Source organism: Myroides sp. LJL116, from assembly GCF_054871685.1.
The window spans coordinates 38480-54549 of sequence record NZ_JBTXLR010000003.1; the positions used below are offsets into that span (position 1 = coordinate 38480).

A 16070-nucleotide genomic window follows, 5' to 3' on the forward strand; every position below is an offset into this window, starting at 1 on the left:
ACTACCTTTATCAAGTAGTGATTCCTTTTTTAAAATAAATTTATAAAGTTAAAAATGTACCAGATTGTAAGTATATGGGAAGGTGAAACCTACTGCTTTAAGTATCGAGTTTACCCACAAGTAACTGAACAACAAGTGGTAAGTGTATCTGATTTTACGATGCTTGTACTTTTTACAAGACATCACAATGGCTTTATAAGGAGTTGTGCTATCCAAAGGTTGATGCACTTATACCCTAAGGAGTGTATTCCTTATTTGGTACAGCTCTTAGGAGAATATGTTGTAGAAATATGTGAGATAATTTGCAAACACAGCACAAAACAACAAAAGGCTTGGGTAGACAGTTTTCTACTACAAAATAAGTCATATACTAGACGTATTCGAAGTCAAGTGGCAAGTTATTGGGATTGTTATCACAGGCAAAAGTATCCTGACTTAAAGGATTATCCTTCTTTTAAGTATTTATTTGGTAGTAAAGCATATAAATAAGAATAATTAGGGTCCTGATTAAATAGCTGGTTAATTAAAAAATGTTGAATAGCTCATTGGCTCTGAATTTGTAGAATTTATATTTTGGTAGTAGTCCTACTAACTAAGGCTTAATCTCCCTATAAACCACTATTTTTTTAAAATATAAAATCCCTTAGTTTTGAAACTATAAGTCACGAGATATGAATTTTGAATCAAAACCTCTTCAAGTATTTGTGAAAGAGTTGATTAGTAATAATCCATGCAAACAGAATTTCAATAAAGGAATTACTTTTCCCTTTACATCGGAGTATTTAAAGGTAGTTACACAGATTACAACTACAGTTTTAGCTGCTGACTGCATTTTGTATGGGGCAGTAGAAGCAACAAACGAAAATAAGGAATTCGGGCTAATAAATTATTGGTGTTTTGCAGGATCAGGACAAGGGGATCGTTGGTTTATGAATGAGAAAGGGAAGGTGTTTTTTTATGACCATGACCTAGAATTTAACATGCAGCCAATGCATATTACTTTTGAAAAGTGGATAGCTATGGCTAGTATATGCGCTCAAGTTGAGCACTATATAGAACAAGGAGAAGATATTACAGGTGGTTTAGTTGCTTTTAACCAGGCCTTAGATAATATACAGCCAGGTCTAAGTGAGTGCTATCCTTATGAAATAGACTAATAGAAAAGGCTAATCTAAATATACAAAGTGTCTAACCCTATGAAGGAAGATATTTGTTCATATAAAAATATAAAGGGATAAAATCATGGAGTTCGATTTTGAAAAATTAGCTAGTAGTATCGAAGATGCTACTAGAAGTGCTTTTATAGAACTTGTAACAAAGCATAAACAAGAGCAGATTTATGCTTTTGCTTTGTATAGCGATGAGGGAGCAATGACAGTATGTCCTAGTACAAACACAGTAGAGTACTTACAGACAAAACCACAGAGAGAGCAGATATATTATAAATATGAACCTGCGGAGTGGAAATATGAAGCCAAAGGTGCAGAGAAAGCATTTAGTAGTATATGTAGTATGTTGTATGATGAAGTGGAAGATGAAAAATACGAAGAGGACCAAGATGAAGTTCTCTTTGGAGTATTTCAAAGCTCTTTATATAGGGTATGTATAGCAGTATTAGACAAGCTAAAAAAAGAAGGTTTTTTTAAAGCTGTGTTGGGGTATGATGTTTTTTTGATGTTTTCAGTTACAGATTATGAAATGGATAAAGTAGAGTTGGCAGCAATGATTTCTTTGTTAAATGAAGAACCTTATCTAAGTGAATATTTGAATTGGATGAAAACTTGGAAGAAATAAAAAGATAATTAAAATAAACAGTGCTTAAAGGCTTGTACTGAAATAGATAAGAATAAAAATAATACTATGGAAACTACTAAAATACAGGTAAAGCAGTCATTTCCTAAATTAAACGCACAATGGCTTAGTAGATTTGAGCAGCAATTACAAGAGGAATTTAATTTTGCACCATTACCAGAAGATTATAAGCGTTTTTTACTGGAATATAATGGTGGGATTATATACCCTAATGACCTGGAGGATACTTCTGATGCTTACCAAGAGACAGTAAACTTTGAAACCCCTCTAGTATATAAAGATGGTAGTATAGATACCCCTAGTTTAATTATGTTATATACAGTATGGTTAGAACAACAGATGAGACCTTTAGAAGATCAAATAGAAAATTGGGACATTTATTCCCTTATACCATCTAATCATTATTCAAGGGATGAATATGATATTTTACCTAAGCAAATGATTTCCATAGGACTTTGCAATTATGAAGGTTCGGGGGATGTATTAGCTATGTCATTATACCAAGAGGATTATGGTAGTATTTACTATTTACACAATAAAGCAACGCATCCAGCTCAGTTCTTTGGTGATTTTTTTGAAAAACGTATAAAGGCTATTTATGATAAATATGCTATAGATGCTAAAACAGACCTAGACACTCCAGAATATGACTTGGTAAGGGATGAATTAAAAAAGGTTTTGTTTGTAAAAGTTGCGCCTAGTTTCTCCGAGTTTTGGAATGGATTAAGTATTAATAGATACCAGCAGTAATGAAAATTAGTCAATTAAAAGAAAAAGCAGAGTTACTTATAAAAAATACTATTTTATTTGTGGAAGCAAACTCCGAAGAGCAAGTGGTAGCCTATGTAAATGAAGAAAAAGCACTTAGATTTATAGTTTTACATTACAATAAATGGATGGGCTTAATTGAAAATCAGCATGGCGAGTATATTTTTGAACAAATAGACTTAGAAGATGTAGACCTACAGGAGTATATACCGCTAAAAGGTGTAGAAAAAAAGGTATATCCAAATTTCGAACACCTGATGCATTTCGCAGACAAGGATATTGCAAAGTGGCTAGAAACTCAAAAGACAGATGCTAATGACTTATTTGATTTACAGGGTATATACAATGAAGATTACATCGATTTTTGGATGGATAATCATCCTCTTTATAGCTCGCAAGAAGCTTATGCTTATAGTGGTGGCTGGGCGATTATTTGGCCAGAAGAAGATACTCCTCTGCAATGGAATAAAGAGCTAGAGTTTTTATACCAAGTAGGACTACAAAACGAACCATTTGTGGATATTTACTATGATACCAAGCAACAAAATTATATTTGTTTAGAAAGAAATACTTAATACAACTACCTATGAAACAACTATCAACATTAGAAGAAGAATTGCACATTAGCTATCCTTCTTTGTATCATCAATTATATACAAGCGGGATGTTAAATTGGGGGGAACAACAATCCAACTGGTATGAAACTGTTTTTCCCACCTTAAAACAAAATCCACCTCTATTATTGTTTGCAGTAGATATAGAAATTTGGGACCCTATTGTTTACAAACAGGGCATTGCCGAGATTAAGAATTGTGAAGTCTATGATATTCATAAAGGGTATAAGTTTGTACCATTTGCCCAAAATGGAGCAGGTGATCTCTATGTATTTGAGTATGATTTACAAGATGGTTTTGATATTCCAATTACTTTTCTGCCTCATGATGAGAGTACAGCAGTAGTAATGGCAAAAAATCTACAAGATTTTATATTTCGACAGCTACTAGAAGCAGTGTGTGATATAGATGAGTACTCTATGTTTTATGAAGAAAACCCCTTGGACTTTAAAGTAAATTTGCAGAATCAATTGCGCACTCATGCGCCTTATTTGAATGAGAAACAGGTTAGAATCTTACAGGAGGTATATGAAAAAGATCTTGTAGAATACACCTATACAATACCTAATGGCTCTAGTTGGGAGGCTCAGGGCTTATTGACCTATGATGAAGTTGAAGCTCTGTTAAAACGTGAAATTGATTTTGAGTACCTCAATAAAGAATTTGATTATACCAAACCAAAAAATTAAAACAAAAAGGATGAATTTAGATCCACAATATATTAGATTGTTTCCCAGCCACCAGGATGTATTCATAGGGGATATGAAGCAATATGAGAAGCATTTTTTACCGATTTGCTCTTTAAATTTAAAAGCGATTGATCCAAATGAGGATCAGTGGGTTCACTTTGTTTCTGTCAATGAAATTTACGATGGCTGTGTGGGACAAGAAACCTATGAGTTCCATACTGAATTTTGTAAAGAAGACATGCTAGGTTTTAATGTAGTAGGGGATAAGTATCAGTTTGATGCTAGTTGGGATTACTTTGTTATAGAAAGCAATACACAAAAGCCCAAGATAAACTTCATGGAGGTATTTGTAAAATTTAGGGAAGCATTGCCTAGTTTACATACTTCGCAGGATTTAGATGCTTGGTTTGTAGCTATGGGAGAACAAGTAACAGAAAGTTTAGCAAACGCAATATTATCTAAGTTTAAATTTCTAACCAGCTCTAAAGACTCTGGATTAATTAACGCTACGCTGGATCGTATGCAAAAAAAACTGTTAGAAGAACAATTCAACACCGTGGAAGGAGCATACGAGTTAAATAAAGATACATTTGAGGTGATAAAAAGCTATTACCAAAAGCACCAACATATTTATCCATTACCTCCGGGTAATTATGATTCAAAAGTAAGTACACTTGAGGCTTTAGAAAGCAAAGTGCAAAAAGACACCCAATATGATTACCCAGAATTTTTTGGAGTATTGGATGATATTGCCTTTCAGAGTAAGGAAGAGCAAGAATTTATGCAAGAGTACAAAGTGAGTTTGGAAGAAATGAAAAGCTTTGAAAACACTAATTTAATACATTTACCAGAAGATAAGGATGGTAATGTTTTTAATTATGTAGGGCGCTTTACTGGCTATTTGTTTCAGTGCTATGGTGCAGATAGCGTGTATTTGTTTTATAACAAAGACCTGAAAAAAGCAGTAATCTCTTTAGAATATACTTAATGATATACTATGCAAGTTTACAAAGGGATACTTACTACTAAATGGGGAAGTTATGAGGCTATTATTACTAATGATTTTAAACAGTTTTACCTGCAGGTTGGCAAGGTCTTATTCGAAGGTAGTGATTTTGGAAGTTTAGAATTGAAGTCACATAATATCTACAATTCCAGTGATTTAAATATTTTTGATTTAGAAGTATACAAAAACGGGCAACAAGAGTACCTAGAACTTGTAAATTATATCTTACGCTTTGAATTGCCACTAAATTTGATAGATACAAAGCTTAAAGAAGAATTTTCAGTAGAAGCTAAATGTTTTTACACTCAAAGAGAGGGAGTAGATCGCACGCAAATTTCGTTTTCTATACACGATGAGTTATTTGAGGCGGCGGGTGATTTCTTAGAGTTGGTATTTGATGAATTACAACATGCTTTTAAAGGGCGATATCGTTTCAAAAATTGCTATGGTTGTTTGTTTGCAGATTACTCTGTATATGGACAAGGCGTAATAGGACCGATGTTGTGCTTTAAAAACCAAAAGCAAGCGTATTTAAAAATAGTAACAAAACAAGAGTATCTAAATTTAGATGAGCCAGATGCTTTGCAACAAGAGCTTTATTGCTGTGAGGATTTCCAAAGTAGAGATATAGTAGTAGGATATAGAGGAACAGTAAAATAGATAGGGATGAATTGGAAAGATTTCGAGAAGAAACAAAAAGAGATTTGCGCAAAATATGGTGCCAATTGGGTTAGTACATCGGAGAGTTCGATTATGGGATTGGCCGATGATTTAAGTTTAACTCCCATTTATGGAATACGAAATTTTAAAAAAGGAAACACAAATGGTTGGTTTATTTGGTCTGGAGAGTATTCCTATGCAGATGATTTTTACAAGCCTGTTTGTGCAGGGCATTTATTAGATAAGAATACTACTATAATTAACTATTTAGGTTTACCAGAGGGCTGGGGATTTATAATTGATTCCAATGGGTATGAGGATGTTTGGTTTGACTCAAACTATCTGAAATAACAGTTTTTAACTTGTGTTTTTATTTATTAGATAAGGAGGTTTATTAAGTTTTAACTAACTAGAAAAAAGAGGTATACTATAAGAGTAATTACTTTTATAGTATACCTTTTTGTATGCATATATACTTGGTTCTAAAAAACAGAGATAACTAAAATATCTATATATTTACTATTGTTTTATTATTAATAGCACAGAGTATTCCAATGTCGATTGTGTTTTAGGATATTATCAACTTAAAATAAAAAAAGCATCCTTAATATTTTAAGAATGCTTCGGCACAATGGGAGGCCTTACCCTGTCCCTCTGTGCTACAAATATAGTGAAAAAAAATAAGTTAGGAAATGAGAAAATTGAATCGACAATTAAAAGCACAAATTAGAGAAGGAAATGTTCCTCGCAGTAAAAATAATTATAATAAAATGGGTTAAATAAAAATAAAAGGTATGAGTGATTTTAAAAATTATAGAATAATTAATGATAATGAAAATAAAGAAATATGTACTTTATCATTAGAGGCTTTAAAAATATTAGATGCAGAATCTAATGTTTCAAGTTTAGAGGTATTAAAGAGAATGAAAAAAATCGTAGAAGAACAACGTAAAGAAAACACGTTTGATATTGAGGATTTAGCTTATAAATTTGGATCATTATTTGGTGATTTGATAAAAAAAGAATATGGCTGGACATGGTATGAAGTAGAATATGAATCGGACTCTTTTTATTCTATTGTTTCACCTAAAGAAAAAGTTTGTTGTTTATGTCATAGTTATTTTTATTCAATTTTGACAAATGAACATTCTAATAATTTTGTTTTATTATTTAATATGATTAAGAAAGATTATCCTAAAGAATGGCATTTTGAAGTTTTAACTTAATAAGTTATAGATGGAAGGTAATGTAAAATAGTGTTATTAAGGTCTGTGTTATGATATTGAAGTAATACCACCACTGAGAAAAAGTATGGCTATGCTATCGCGAGGATGGGAATTACCATATAAGGAACCAACAAGAACAGTTATACTTGTTTAGTACCAGTCGTATAAGAATAAGCAAGATCCCCATCTACTCCCTGTTATTAGCAATAAAAAGCGTTTTACCATTGGCTTTACCTATGATAGTAAAGGACATCTACAAGAGATCAAAGGCTCTGTAAGTAGCGTGTATAGAGTAGAGATCGATGCAGAAGAGTGAATTAGAAAGATTTGGATAGGAGCATCGCATGAGAATTTGTCAGAGGTATGTTTGACTGAGTATGTATATAACTCAGAAGGTGATATGGTAATTCATTACGATGAGAAGTGTCAACCGGTGCAGATGGTATAGAAAATAAGATTCTTGTTAGTTTACAAGATCATGATTATGGGAGGGCTTATTTTTTAAATCATGAATGTGAATTTGATGTAAATGATTATTTAGAAGAAACAGGAGAAGTGATGCCTGAGGAGGCAAAATATCAAAACTTATGGTTAATAGAAACCAGTCTTGAAGATTTTTTTGATAGATTGTATTATGTCCTAGTAGATGATGAATAATTGTAAAAAGCAGTAGAAGAGATGATTTGCTACTGGTTTTTTGTTTTTGATTACCTTTATCAAGGATAGAGCTACGATCGCGAGACAGGACATGCTTACAACCGTTTTCGTTATTACGATCCAGAACAAGAGAACTTTATCAGTCAAGACCCGCTAGGTCTTGCAGGAGGTAACCCTACGCTATATGGATATGTAGGAGATCCTACAGGATGGTTGGATGTGTTTGGGTAGAGTAGCAGTAGTTATGAAGCAGAAGTTAAAAAAAGTTACAAGCACATGCTGATGCTGCAAGACAAGAAGCTATCTTAACAGAAAAACAGGTCATGTCTATAGAAAGGTCAAATAATAGAGCAGAGTCAAAGAGACAAAAGTATATGGGAACTCAAATAGATACAATTTTTAAACAAAAAGTTGAAAATGACGCTAGATTAGGTCTCTCAGTAACTGCTAGAGGAAAGTTTGGTCCAGATAGATATAATGCTAATGCAAAACAATATTGGGATTAAAATCATTATACATGGAAAAAAAATTTGTAGGAATAGATTTTGAAAAAAATAGTAGAATAGAAAACATTACTTTTGAAGGATGTGATTTTTCAAAAACTAATTTTAATGGTGCACATTTGTATAATGTGAAATTTATAAGATGTTTGTTCTTTCGAACTATTTTTGATGATGTTAAGAATTATGAGAATGGATATTTTGAAGATTGTCATTTTGAAAGTGTAAAGTTTCATGGGACAAATGTTATTAGCAATAAAGTTTTATTGAATAATTGTATTTTTAAAAAATGTAATATTAAAATACCTCTGTTTTCATCAATCTTTAAAGGTTGCCAATTTTTAGATATGAAAATAAAAGGAGTTAGATTTAATGATAGTACTTTTGAGAATTGTAAGTTTACTGGTACATTGGAGGATATTAGTTTTAATGGGATTTATGATTCTAATCCTGACCCTAAAGCATGCTTGAAAAATGTAGATTTTTCTAATTGCTTTTTTAAAGAATTTGTTTCATTTGAAAATTGTGATTTATCTACTTCTTTACCTCCAAATGGACATACTTTTGAAAAGTTATTATACAAGATTTATACAGATGTAGATAATATTTATTCTACTGGTTCAAAAGATAAGATGACTTTGAATAGATCTAGAGCAATGGGATTATAAGATTTTTTTAAGGGATTGGGAAGAAGAGGTATTGTTCTTTAAATAGTGGTGAAAAAATTGAAGGAATATTCAAAAGAGTATATTTATTGTAAAACAGTAGTAGAGATAATTTACTACTGTTTTTTTGTTTTTGTCTATCTTTATAAGGAACAGAGCTATGATAGTGAAATGCTTTAGCATTCAACGACTCCTTATTTTAAAAATATAAAAGAGGAGTTAAACAGGCTTAGCCTACAACCGCTTGCGTTAGTACGATTTAGAAAAGGGGACTACATCAGCCAAGACACAATCGGTCTTGCAGGTAGTAACCCTACACTATATAGGTATGCAGGAGATCCTATGGGATGCTTGGATGTGTTTGGGTTGGATGAACTTGTATATCAATTATTAGACAAGAATGGCAATGTTGTGTATTATGGTATAACAAGTAGGACTGCTTTAGATCGCTTATCAGAACATGAAAGAGTGAAAGTTTTTGCCCATATGGAGACTTTAGCTGAAGGTTTAAATCATGATCAAGCAAGGTCTATGGAGGGAGCATCAATACGAAATAGAATTAATGAGAGACTTACATCAGATCAAATGAAATCATTGTCAATTGAAGATCAATTAGCAAAAGCAGGATTATTAAATGTAAACAGGTGTAGGGTAGAATAGGCGATCGTTGGACAGTTGGTGGGAAGAAAAAAAGTACAGACCCTTTGATTGATTTCGTTGACAGGATATATGTCAAGCCTAAAGGAGTTAAAAAAGAATATGAAAAATAAAAAAATATGAAAACAAGGATTTTTGGATGTAAAGTTTATGAAAATGATACAGCAGTTATTGAAGGGGTAGATTATTTAAAAAAGTAAGAAATAGATTAGAAAAAATATGTGATATTTATAAAAAGGACAGTGATGTTGGATTAGCAATATTGGCAGAAATTGAAATACTTGTTTTTCTGTGTGAGCGATATCGTATAGATGCCAATCTTTTGATTAAAAAAAGTCAAATTGCTAAATGGGAAGAATTATATAACCTGTGGCTAACCAAATATGAAAAGAAATTGCCTGAGGAGTATAGAGATGGTATTAAAACAAATGGTGAAAATTTATTTAATAAATTAAAAGAGTATGGAAACCCATTTGATCATTTTTAAAGAGAATATATTCTTTTTATTGGGTAGATTCTGATGATAGTGTATCAGTATGTTTAACTGATTTGTCTTATATTGAAAATGTTTTCATATTAAGAGAAGATGCAGGAGTACATCCAGTAAGAAGTATTCGTCATGGTTGGAATAATGATTATGTTACATACAAGCAGAGTTAGACGCAATAGCCCGTACAGGTAAAAAGAACAAATGGACTCAACAACAGTACGCTGATGCAATTGATAACCTAAGAGGAAAAACACCTCAAGGGCTAAGGCAAGAAAAAATAGGATGTCATTAAAAAAAAGTAATATGTATTTTCAATTTTCTGATTTTTATAAAAGGGATATATCCTTTGTGTATAGTGATGATCAAAATGTCATCTCTCAATATGACCTTACAGAGGGTACAAAAATTGAGACTGATGATGTACTGCGATATGAAGTAGATAAGATAGATAGTTATATTGATTCTTACGACTTGTTGCCAACCATTGGTCCTCCATTAGTAAGCCAAAAGTTTAAAGAATTATTTTCAAATTTGGAAAATAGCGAAATTGATTTTTTTAATGCCGAAATTATAGATTCCAAAGGCAATAAGAATAATCATTTCTTCGCCATAAATATTCTAAATATACTTCCCTGTTTAGATGAAAAAAGGAGTGTCACAGAAAACACATCTTATGGCACACTAAAAATAATGAAACTTTTTATTATTCCAAACTCATTAGGGTCAAGGAGTATTGTGCGGATGGAAGAACACGAATCATATATTATAATCACTGAAGAGTTTAAAAAGCATTGTGAGGATGCGGGATTGAAAGGTGTTAATTTTATAGATGAGGGGCATTCTATTTACAAAGATGTTTAGAAACAACAAAACTCGTTTGAATCGAAGCGGTTTTTTTATTGCTTTACAGCCCAGCTATATTTTTAAGCTTCACGAATTTTATAAAATCATCGAGTACGTGTAGGATATAGTTTTATTTTCGGATTGCATATTATCCAGTTTAGCTAATCGTTGTATCATTATAGGGTCTTTAAACAGTTTAGTTCTTTCCATGTTTCTCAATACGTAACCAACGGTAGTATTTATAAAAGTTGTAAGTTCTTTAGCTACCTCAATATATGGTGATCAATATTGGAATAATGGTATTAGTATAGAAATTCCTCTAAATTATGATGATTGGGAATCTAAGTATATTAGAGATAATAATTTAGAAGAATACAGCTTTGAATGAGATTAACCTAGATATCTGGAATTAACAATCTGTTTTTACGAAAATTATGTATCAATAAAATCAATATTTAAAGAACTAAAATATGAAGTCATTTAATGAAAAAACAGGAATGCCAAAATTCATTTTAGCAATATTTATAGTGCAATTTATTGTATTCTTATTATACTCCTTAAACAATAAAGAGGATAAGTCTTTAATTTATTTTGCCATAGGTATTTTATTTATCGGTGTTTTCCTAGCATTTACAAAGCTTGTTTTGAAAATTAATGACAATTCTATTGTTTATAAATTCACCCCTTTTACATCACACAAAATAGCTTGGGAGGACGTAAAAACAATCGAACTTGTTAAATTGTCCACACTGAGTGATTTTTTGGGTTGGGGAATCCGTTATTCTAGAAAATATGGTTGGGGTTACATTACAAATTCAGAATATGGTCTATTTATAGAGAAGCAGAACGGAAAAAAAGTGACAATATCAGTGAAAGATAAAGACAAATTGAAATTATTTCTAACGCAAAACAAGTTATTAAATCGCTTGCATAACATAGAATAAGCGTAATTCAGGCTATTGTGCTAAATTTGCATTAACTGTATATTAATAAACATATTATTAAACTGAAAATAAAGTGTTTCTAATCCCGCACTACGGCTATACGAGACTTTATAAAGAAATGTGATTGAGAGAAAATAATATAAATAGAGTCTTATAGTTATATAGACAAAATGTTGACCTTTCAAGAAAAAGCATTCCCTGGGAAATGTTGGAATGGTTCTTTTGCAAAAAGCTCTTGAAAGATAAAACTATACGAAAAAAGCTTTAAAATAAAACAACCCCTTGGTATCAAGGGGTTGTTTTATTTTCTGTGGAGCCGCCGAGAATCGAACTCGGGTCCAAACAAGCAATCAGATAGCTTTCTACACGCTTAGTTTTTTATTTAATTTTCGACTTTTAGCTAGGCAAAAAACAGCCACTAAAAGCTTAGTCTCTTAAGTTTCGATCTGTCGTCAAGACTAAAACAAATCTATGTTTACATTACGGTTCCCTTCAACAAAGCGCCGCAAACAAAGGCTCTTTAAGGGAATTTAGCTTTCTCACCTAGTGAGAACTAAAAGCAAATCTTACTGTAATTCAGATTAAGCAGCTAAAGCGTAGTTTTCTTCGCCGTGTAAAAAGTTTGTTACATGATATTTACGAGCTACATAACAACGCTCGACGTGCTTACTAACTAATTCCACTCGCTGTCAAAACCGATCGACCCCATTAGAATAATTCGTAGTAATAGCTGCGAAAGTAAGATAATTTTTATTCATAGCAAAATTTTAGCTCTAGTAAAAATCTTGTTTTCGCCAGCAAATTAGCTTATATTTGATAATCAGGCCTATACTTTAACCAAATAAATCATTCATTATGAAATTAGGAATTATTAAAGAAAGAAAAACGCCACCAGATCGAAGAGTAGCGCTAACTCCAGAGCAAATTATTAGAGCTATGGAGCAGTTTAAGGGGCTAGAAATTATTGTTGAATCTTCCGATGTTAGGGTTTTTGACGATAATTCCTATAGTGATTTAGGGATACAAGTGAGCCAGGATTTGCAACAATGTGATATTATTGTAGGATTAAAGGAAATTCCTGTTGAATTTCTCTTGCCAAATAAAACCTATGTCCTATTTTCGCACACTATAAAGAAGCAAATACATAATCGCGGGCTTTTACAGGCCTGCTTAAGAGAGAATATTACATTAATGGATCACGAAACATTCGTAAACCAGCAAAATAAGAGAATCATTGGATTTGGTAGATACGCTGGTATTGTAGGGGCATATAATACCCTTAGAGCTTTTGGTTTAAAATATGAGTTATTTACTTTGGCTGCGCCACAGACTCTTAAAACCAAAGATGATTTAATTTATCGTTTGAAAAAGCAATTTTTTCCACCTATCAAAATAGTAGTTACAGGGACTAGTAACGTTGCTAAAGGAATAATGGAAGTATTAGATGGAGCTAAAATAAAGAAAGTACCTTATGATAAGTTTCTTTCTAATAAATACGACTGTCCAGTTTACACCCAAATAGATGCTGGACAATATTATAAGCGAAAAGATAATACGCAAGGTAGTAAAGAAGATTTTTATAAGAACCCAGATTTATATGAAAGTGATTTTGAGCGTTTTGCACAAGTTGCCGACATTTTAATTACTGGTCACTTTTTTCAAAAAGGTTCTCCAGTGATTCTAAGTAAAGAAATGCTGAACTCTGCTAAAAATCAAATTAAAGTAATTGGAGATGTGTCTTGTGATGTGGATCAAGGGCCAATTGAAGCTACTATTCGCACTACCACAATAGAGGAACCTTTCTATGGTTACCACCCTAGGGAGAATGCGGAAGTGGATTTAGAACATCCAGCTGCTATTACAGTTATGGCTATTGATAATTTACCATGCGCTCTTCCTGAGGATTCTTCCCAGGCTTTTGGCGATGTTTTTATTGAGCAGATTTTACCTGCGTTTTTCAATGAAGATAAAGATGGTATTTTAGAAAAGGCTACTATTACCAAACAGGGAAAATTAACCGATAAATATAACCACCTAGAGGATTACGCTCAAGGTAAGGAATAGGGATTAAAACTTTAAAAAGAAAAGTGGCGTTTTACAATAGTAAAACGCCACTTTTTTATATTAATTCCTACTGAATTTCGTATATCTACTATAGATATAGGATCTAGATGCTTTATGTTCCTTTTTTTTCTGAGTAAGTATAGTTGTAGCCTTAAGGATCTTCTCTGATAATTGTGCTAGCCAACTTAATTGTTCAATTACTAAGATTGATTCTTTCATCAATTCAGAAAGCTGTTCTTGATCTACACAAGTTCTCTCTAATTCCTTTTTTCTTAACTGCTGTAAATAGTTAATACTAATGGAGTAGTCTTCTTTGCTTTTAGCTGAAATTAATTCTGTTGGAATAGTTTCTTGCTCTAGTAAATCAATGGATAGCTTTAAATTTTGATCAATATAATTGGTTACTGTATTAAAGGCATCAGAAGCTTTTGTAGTCTCACTAGATTGTACATATACTCCAATGGAAGCAGCAGTGGATAAGAAAGTATGATTCAAAACCGCAAGCTCATAAATCTCAGGACGTAGAGTTTGTTTACTCTTAGGTTCTTGTATCATACGTTGGAAGGAAGCCATTAGGTTCCCCGTTTCGATAAAAGCATATTTCCTAGCTAGTTTATAGGGTAAAGTAGCTTGTCCTTTTTCATTATAAAGTATAGATATTTCTTTTACATATTCTCTATTGGCTTTCACACTATTTGCTAAATGCACGTTTACTTTTAGGAATTCCCACGAGGGCCATAGAAGATAATTGGCTCCAAAGGCTAGTAAAGCTCCTATGAAAGTATCTATAATTCGGTAGACTAATAAATCCATGAAATTTGGAGATAGAATACCATAAATCAATACTACATAAATGGTTACAAAAGTAACACCTACTTTATAGTCTGTATGGGAAAACCAATAACCTAGGATCATGGAGAGTACAACTAAATAGGCTAGTACTTGTACATTTTCTTGAATCAAATAAAGTAAACCAAAAGCTATTAAACCTCCTGCTACTGTACCAATTACCCTTTCAAAAGAGCGCTGTTTGGTTAAACCATAACCAGGACGCATAATAACCACAATGGTTAATAGTATCCAATAACCATTAAGTAAATTAAAAACCTCACTTATTATAAGTCCAGCTAAAACCGTTAGAGTAAGTCTTGTAGCATGACGAAAGATAGTGGAGTTGAAGTTTAAGTTCTCTACAAGAGTTTGCCATTGGTAGTGAACAGGGGTTAAGAATTTCTCTAAATCCTTAAAATTTGTTTCTACATCTTTTGTAAAGACTTTTTCTACTAAGGTTCTCTCTAATATGATAATCTTATCGATTTGCTCTTGGGCATAATGAAGCACATTGGTAAACATTAAAATAGCCTCTAGTTTGTCTTTAGAGGTATCCTTATGCGAAAACACGGATAATTGTTTCTCTAAGGATTCTAATTGCGATAATAAATCCCTTTGTATCTCATATTTAAGTCCCATGTTCAATGACTCTCCAATAGTTTGAATAGTATCGGCTAGGCCATAGGCTAGTTTTTGATAGTTTTTAATAATCGAAGGGTCACTTTTAAAAAGTTCTTGTAGTCGTTTGTGATCAAAAGAACTAGAAACAGCTATCTCCAAGATTTCTACTAAAGCTGTAAAAGCCACTAAAAGTCTTCTGTTATTAGAGGAGTTTCCAGTATTGGCTTTGTTTCTAACTACAAATTCTCTTAAGTTCTCGTGTACTTCATTTAATTGGATTTGAATATTAAGTTGCTCGGCAGTAATCTGAGTTACATCCGCATCGGGACTCCACAAATTAGCTCTATATCTCAGATATTTAGAAGTTAACTCCATGCAATCGGAGGTTAGTAAAACTCCATACCTTCTTGGACGGGCATAATAAAAAATAATAGCTACCACTAGATATAATAAGCCTCCTAATAAAAGCATCAATACGTGCATCCATAACTGTTGTCCCTCATAAGCGTAAGCAAGACCTAAACTCGCTGCTAATAAGCCACTAAAGGAAAGTAGGTTTGCCCTGTGTCCATAAACAGCAATCATGCTTAAGGAGAAAAACACAAAAGCAAATACTGGATAAAAAAACCAATGCCCTAAAGTTAGAGATAATACAAGGGTAACAGCTGGAACTGTAAAGGCTCCAACAAGTAAACCACCTATTTTATCTTTGATATTACTGGGAATATCTACAGGAGCTGTTAAAAGGGCGCCTACTGCCATTGCAAAGGCCCAATTAAACTCTTGATAAGGCATAAATATTAGAAATGGAATAACTCCACAAAGAGTGATCTTAAGGGCGCCCGCTAAATGGGAGTCATCTGTAAACTTAATTGCTTTATTGAGCATCATAATTAAGGTAGGTAATACTAGGGGTGAGAATTTATATTTTCTCTAGCAATATAAAACAAATTAAATTCGAAAAATAATTTGAAGTATTAATTATTCGTTTATTTTTCACTAATTTTGCAATCTGAAATTTTG

19 protein-coding genes, 1 other RNA gene and 1 pseudogene are annotated in these 16070 nt (G+C 32.4%); 19 read left to right on the plus strand and 2 right to left on the minus strand.

Features of this window, described 5'->3' with window-relative positions:
- Positions 1 to 54: 54 nt before the first annotated feature.
- From ACYSNM_RS03555 to ACYSNM_RS03640, 18 genes and pseudogenes are all read left to right on the plus strand, one after another.
- Positions 55 to 489 (plus strand): hypothetical protein, encoded by a 435-nt coding sequence (locus tag ACYSNM_RS03555; protein ID WP_461755642.1) that lies wholly within the window; start codon positions 55 to 57, stop codon positions 487 to 489.
- 182 nt (positions 490 to 671) lie between these two features.
- Positions 672 to 1157, plus strand: a complete 486-nt coding sequence (locus ACYSNM_RS03560; protein WP_461755643.1) for a hypothetical protein — start codon at positions 672 to 674, stop codon at positions 1155 to 1157.
- Positions 1158 to 1242: 85 nt separating this feature from the next.
- Positions 1243 to 1794 carry a DUF4303 domain-containing protein gene (locus ACYSNM_RS03565; RefSeq protein ID WP_461755644.1) on the plus strand — a complete coding sequence of 184 codons (552 nt, stop codon included), beginning with the start codon at positions 1243 to 1245 and terminating at the stop codon, positions 1792 to 1794.
- Positions 1795 to 1860: 66 nt separating this feature from the next.
- Positions 1861 to 2562: an SMI1/KNR4 family protein gene (locus tag ACYSNM_RS03570; protein ID WP_461755645.1), complete on the plus strand. Its 702-nt coding sequence runs from the start codon at positions 1861 to 1863 to the stop codon at positions 2560 to 2562.
- Positions 2562 to 3155: a hypothetical protein gene (locus ACYSNM_RS03575; protein WP_461755646.1), complete on the plus strand. Its 594-nt coding sequence runs from the start codon at positions 2562 to 2564 to the stop codon at positions 3153 to 3155. The genes ACYSNM_RS03570 and ACYSNM_RS03575 overlap by 1 nt, the downstream gene beginning before the upstream one ends.
- A gap of 11 nt (positions 3156 to 3166) precedes the next feature.
- Positions 3167 to 3883, plus strand: a complete 717-nt coding sequence (locus tag ACYSNM_RS03580) for an SMI1/KNR4 family protein (protein WP_461755647.1) — start codon at positions 3167 to 3169, stop codon at positions 3881 to 3883.
- Between the two features lie 10 nt (positions 3884 to 3893).
- The gene (locus ACYSNM_RS03585) at positions 3894 to 4871 is read left to right on the plus strand and encodes a hypothetical protein (RefSeq protein ID WP_461755648.1); all 978 of its coding nucleotides are present in this window, start codon (positions 3894 to 3896) and stop codon (positions 4869 to 4871) included.
- A gap of 9 nt (positions 4872 to 4880) precedes the next feature.
- Positions 4881 to 5549, plus strand: a complete 669-nt coding sequence (locus ACYSNM_RS03590) for a DUF6304 family protein (protein WP_461755649.1) — start codon at positions 4881 to 4883, stop codon at positions 5547 to 5549.
- Positions 5550 to 5555: 6 nt separating this feature from the next.
- On the plus strand, positions 5556 to 5900 hold the full coding sequence (locus ACYSNM_RS03595; protein WP_461755650.1) for an immunity protein Imm33 domain-containing protein: 345 nt from the start codon (positions 5556 to 5558) through the stop codon (positions 5898 to 5900).
- Positions 5901 to 6343: 443 nt separating this feature from the next.
- On the plus strand, positions 6344 to 6775 hold the full coding sequence (locus ACYSNM_RS03600) for a hypothetical protein (RefSeq protein ID WP_461755651.1): 432 nt from the start codon (positions 6344 to 6346) through the stop codon (positions 6773 to 6775).
- Positions 6776 to 7198: 423 nt separating this feature from the next.
- Complete coding sequence (locus ACYSNM_RS03605) at positions 7199 to 7432, plus strand: hypothetical protein (RefSeq protein ID WP_461755652.1); 234 nt, start codon at positions 7199 to 7201, stop codon at positions 7430 to 7432.
- Positions 7433 to 7516: 84 nt separating this feature from the next.
- Positions 7517 to 7663 (plus strand): annotated as a pseudogene (locus ACYSNM_RS03610) (RHS repeat-associated core domain-containing protein); the annotation flags it as partial.
- Between the two features lie 92 nt (positions 7664 to 7755).
- Complete coding sequence (locus ACYSNM_RS03615; RefSeq protein WP_461755653.1) at positions 7756 to 7938, plus strand: hypothetical protein; 183 nt, start codon at positions 7756 to 7758, stop codon at positions 7936 to 7938.
- 11 nt (positions 7939 to 7949) lie between these two features.
- Entirely contained in the window at positions 7950 to 8600 is a 651-nt protein-coding gene (locus ACYSNM_RS03620) for a pentapeptide repeat-containing protein (protein WP_461755654.1), read from the plus strand.
- Positions 8601 to 8939: 339 nt separating this feature from the next.
- Positions 8940 to 9257: a hypothetical protein gene (locus ACYSNM_RS03625; protein WP_461755655.1), complete on the plus strand. Its 318-nt coding sequence runs from the start codon at positions 8940 to 8942 to the stop codon at positions 9255 to 9257.
- 259 nt (positions 9258 to 9516) lie between these two features.
- Positions 9517 to 9741, plus strand: coding sequence for a hypothetical protein (locus ACYSNM_RS03630; protein ID WP_461755656.1), 225 nt, complete (start codon positions 9517 to 9519; stop codon positions 9739 to 9741).
- Positions 9742 to 10047: 306 nt separating this feature from the next.
- A complete protein-coding gene (locus tag ACYSNM_RS03635; RefSeq protein WP_461755657.1) occupies positions 10048 to 10605 on the plus strand; it encodes an imm11 family protein in 558 nt (185 codons plus the stop codon).
- A gap of 452 nt (positions 10606 to 11057) precedes the next feature.
- Complete coding sequence (locus ACYSNM_RS03640) at positions 11058 to 11531, plus strand: hypothetical protein (RefSeq protein WP_461755658.1); 474 nt, start codon at positions 11058 to 11060, stop codon at positions 11529 to 11531.
- Between the two features lie 308 nt (positions 11532 to 11839).
- On the opposite strand, the gene ssrA is transcribed toward ACYSNM_RS03640, so the two are convergent.
- Positions 11840 to 12238, minus strand: a transfer-messenger RNA (tmRNA) gene (ssrA, locus tag ACYSNM_RS03645).
- 148 nt (positions 12239 to 12386) lie between these two features.
- On the opposite strand from ssrA, the gene ACYSNM_RS03650 reads away from it, so the two are divergent.
- Positions 12387 to 13595, plus strand: a complete 1209-nt coding sequence (locus ACYSNM_RS03650; protein ID WP_461755659.1) for an NAD(P)-dependent oxidoreductase — start codon at positions 12387 to 12389, stop codon at positions 13593 to 13595.
- A gap of 60 nt (positions 13596 to 13655) precedes the next feature.
- Here ACYSNM_RS03650 and ACYSNM_RS03655 read toward each other — a convergent pair whose 3' ends face one another.
- Complete coding sequence (locus ACYSNM_RS03655) at positions 13656 to 15938, minus strand: FUSC family protein (protein ID WP_461755660.1); 2283 nt, start codon at positions 15936 to 15938, stop codon at positions 13656 to 13658.
- Between the last annotated feature and the right edge of the window lie 132 nt (positions 15939 to 16070).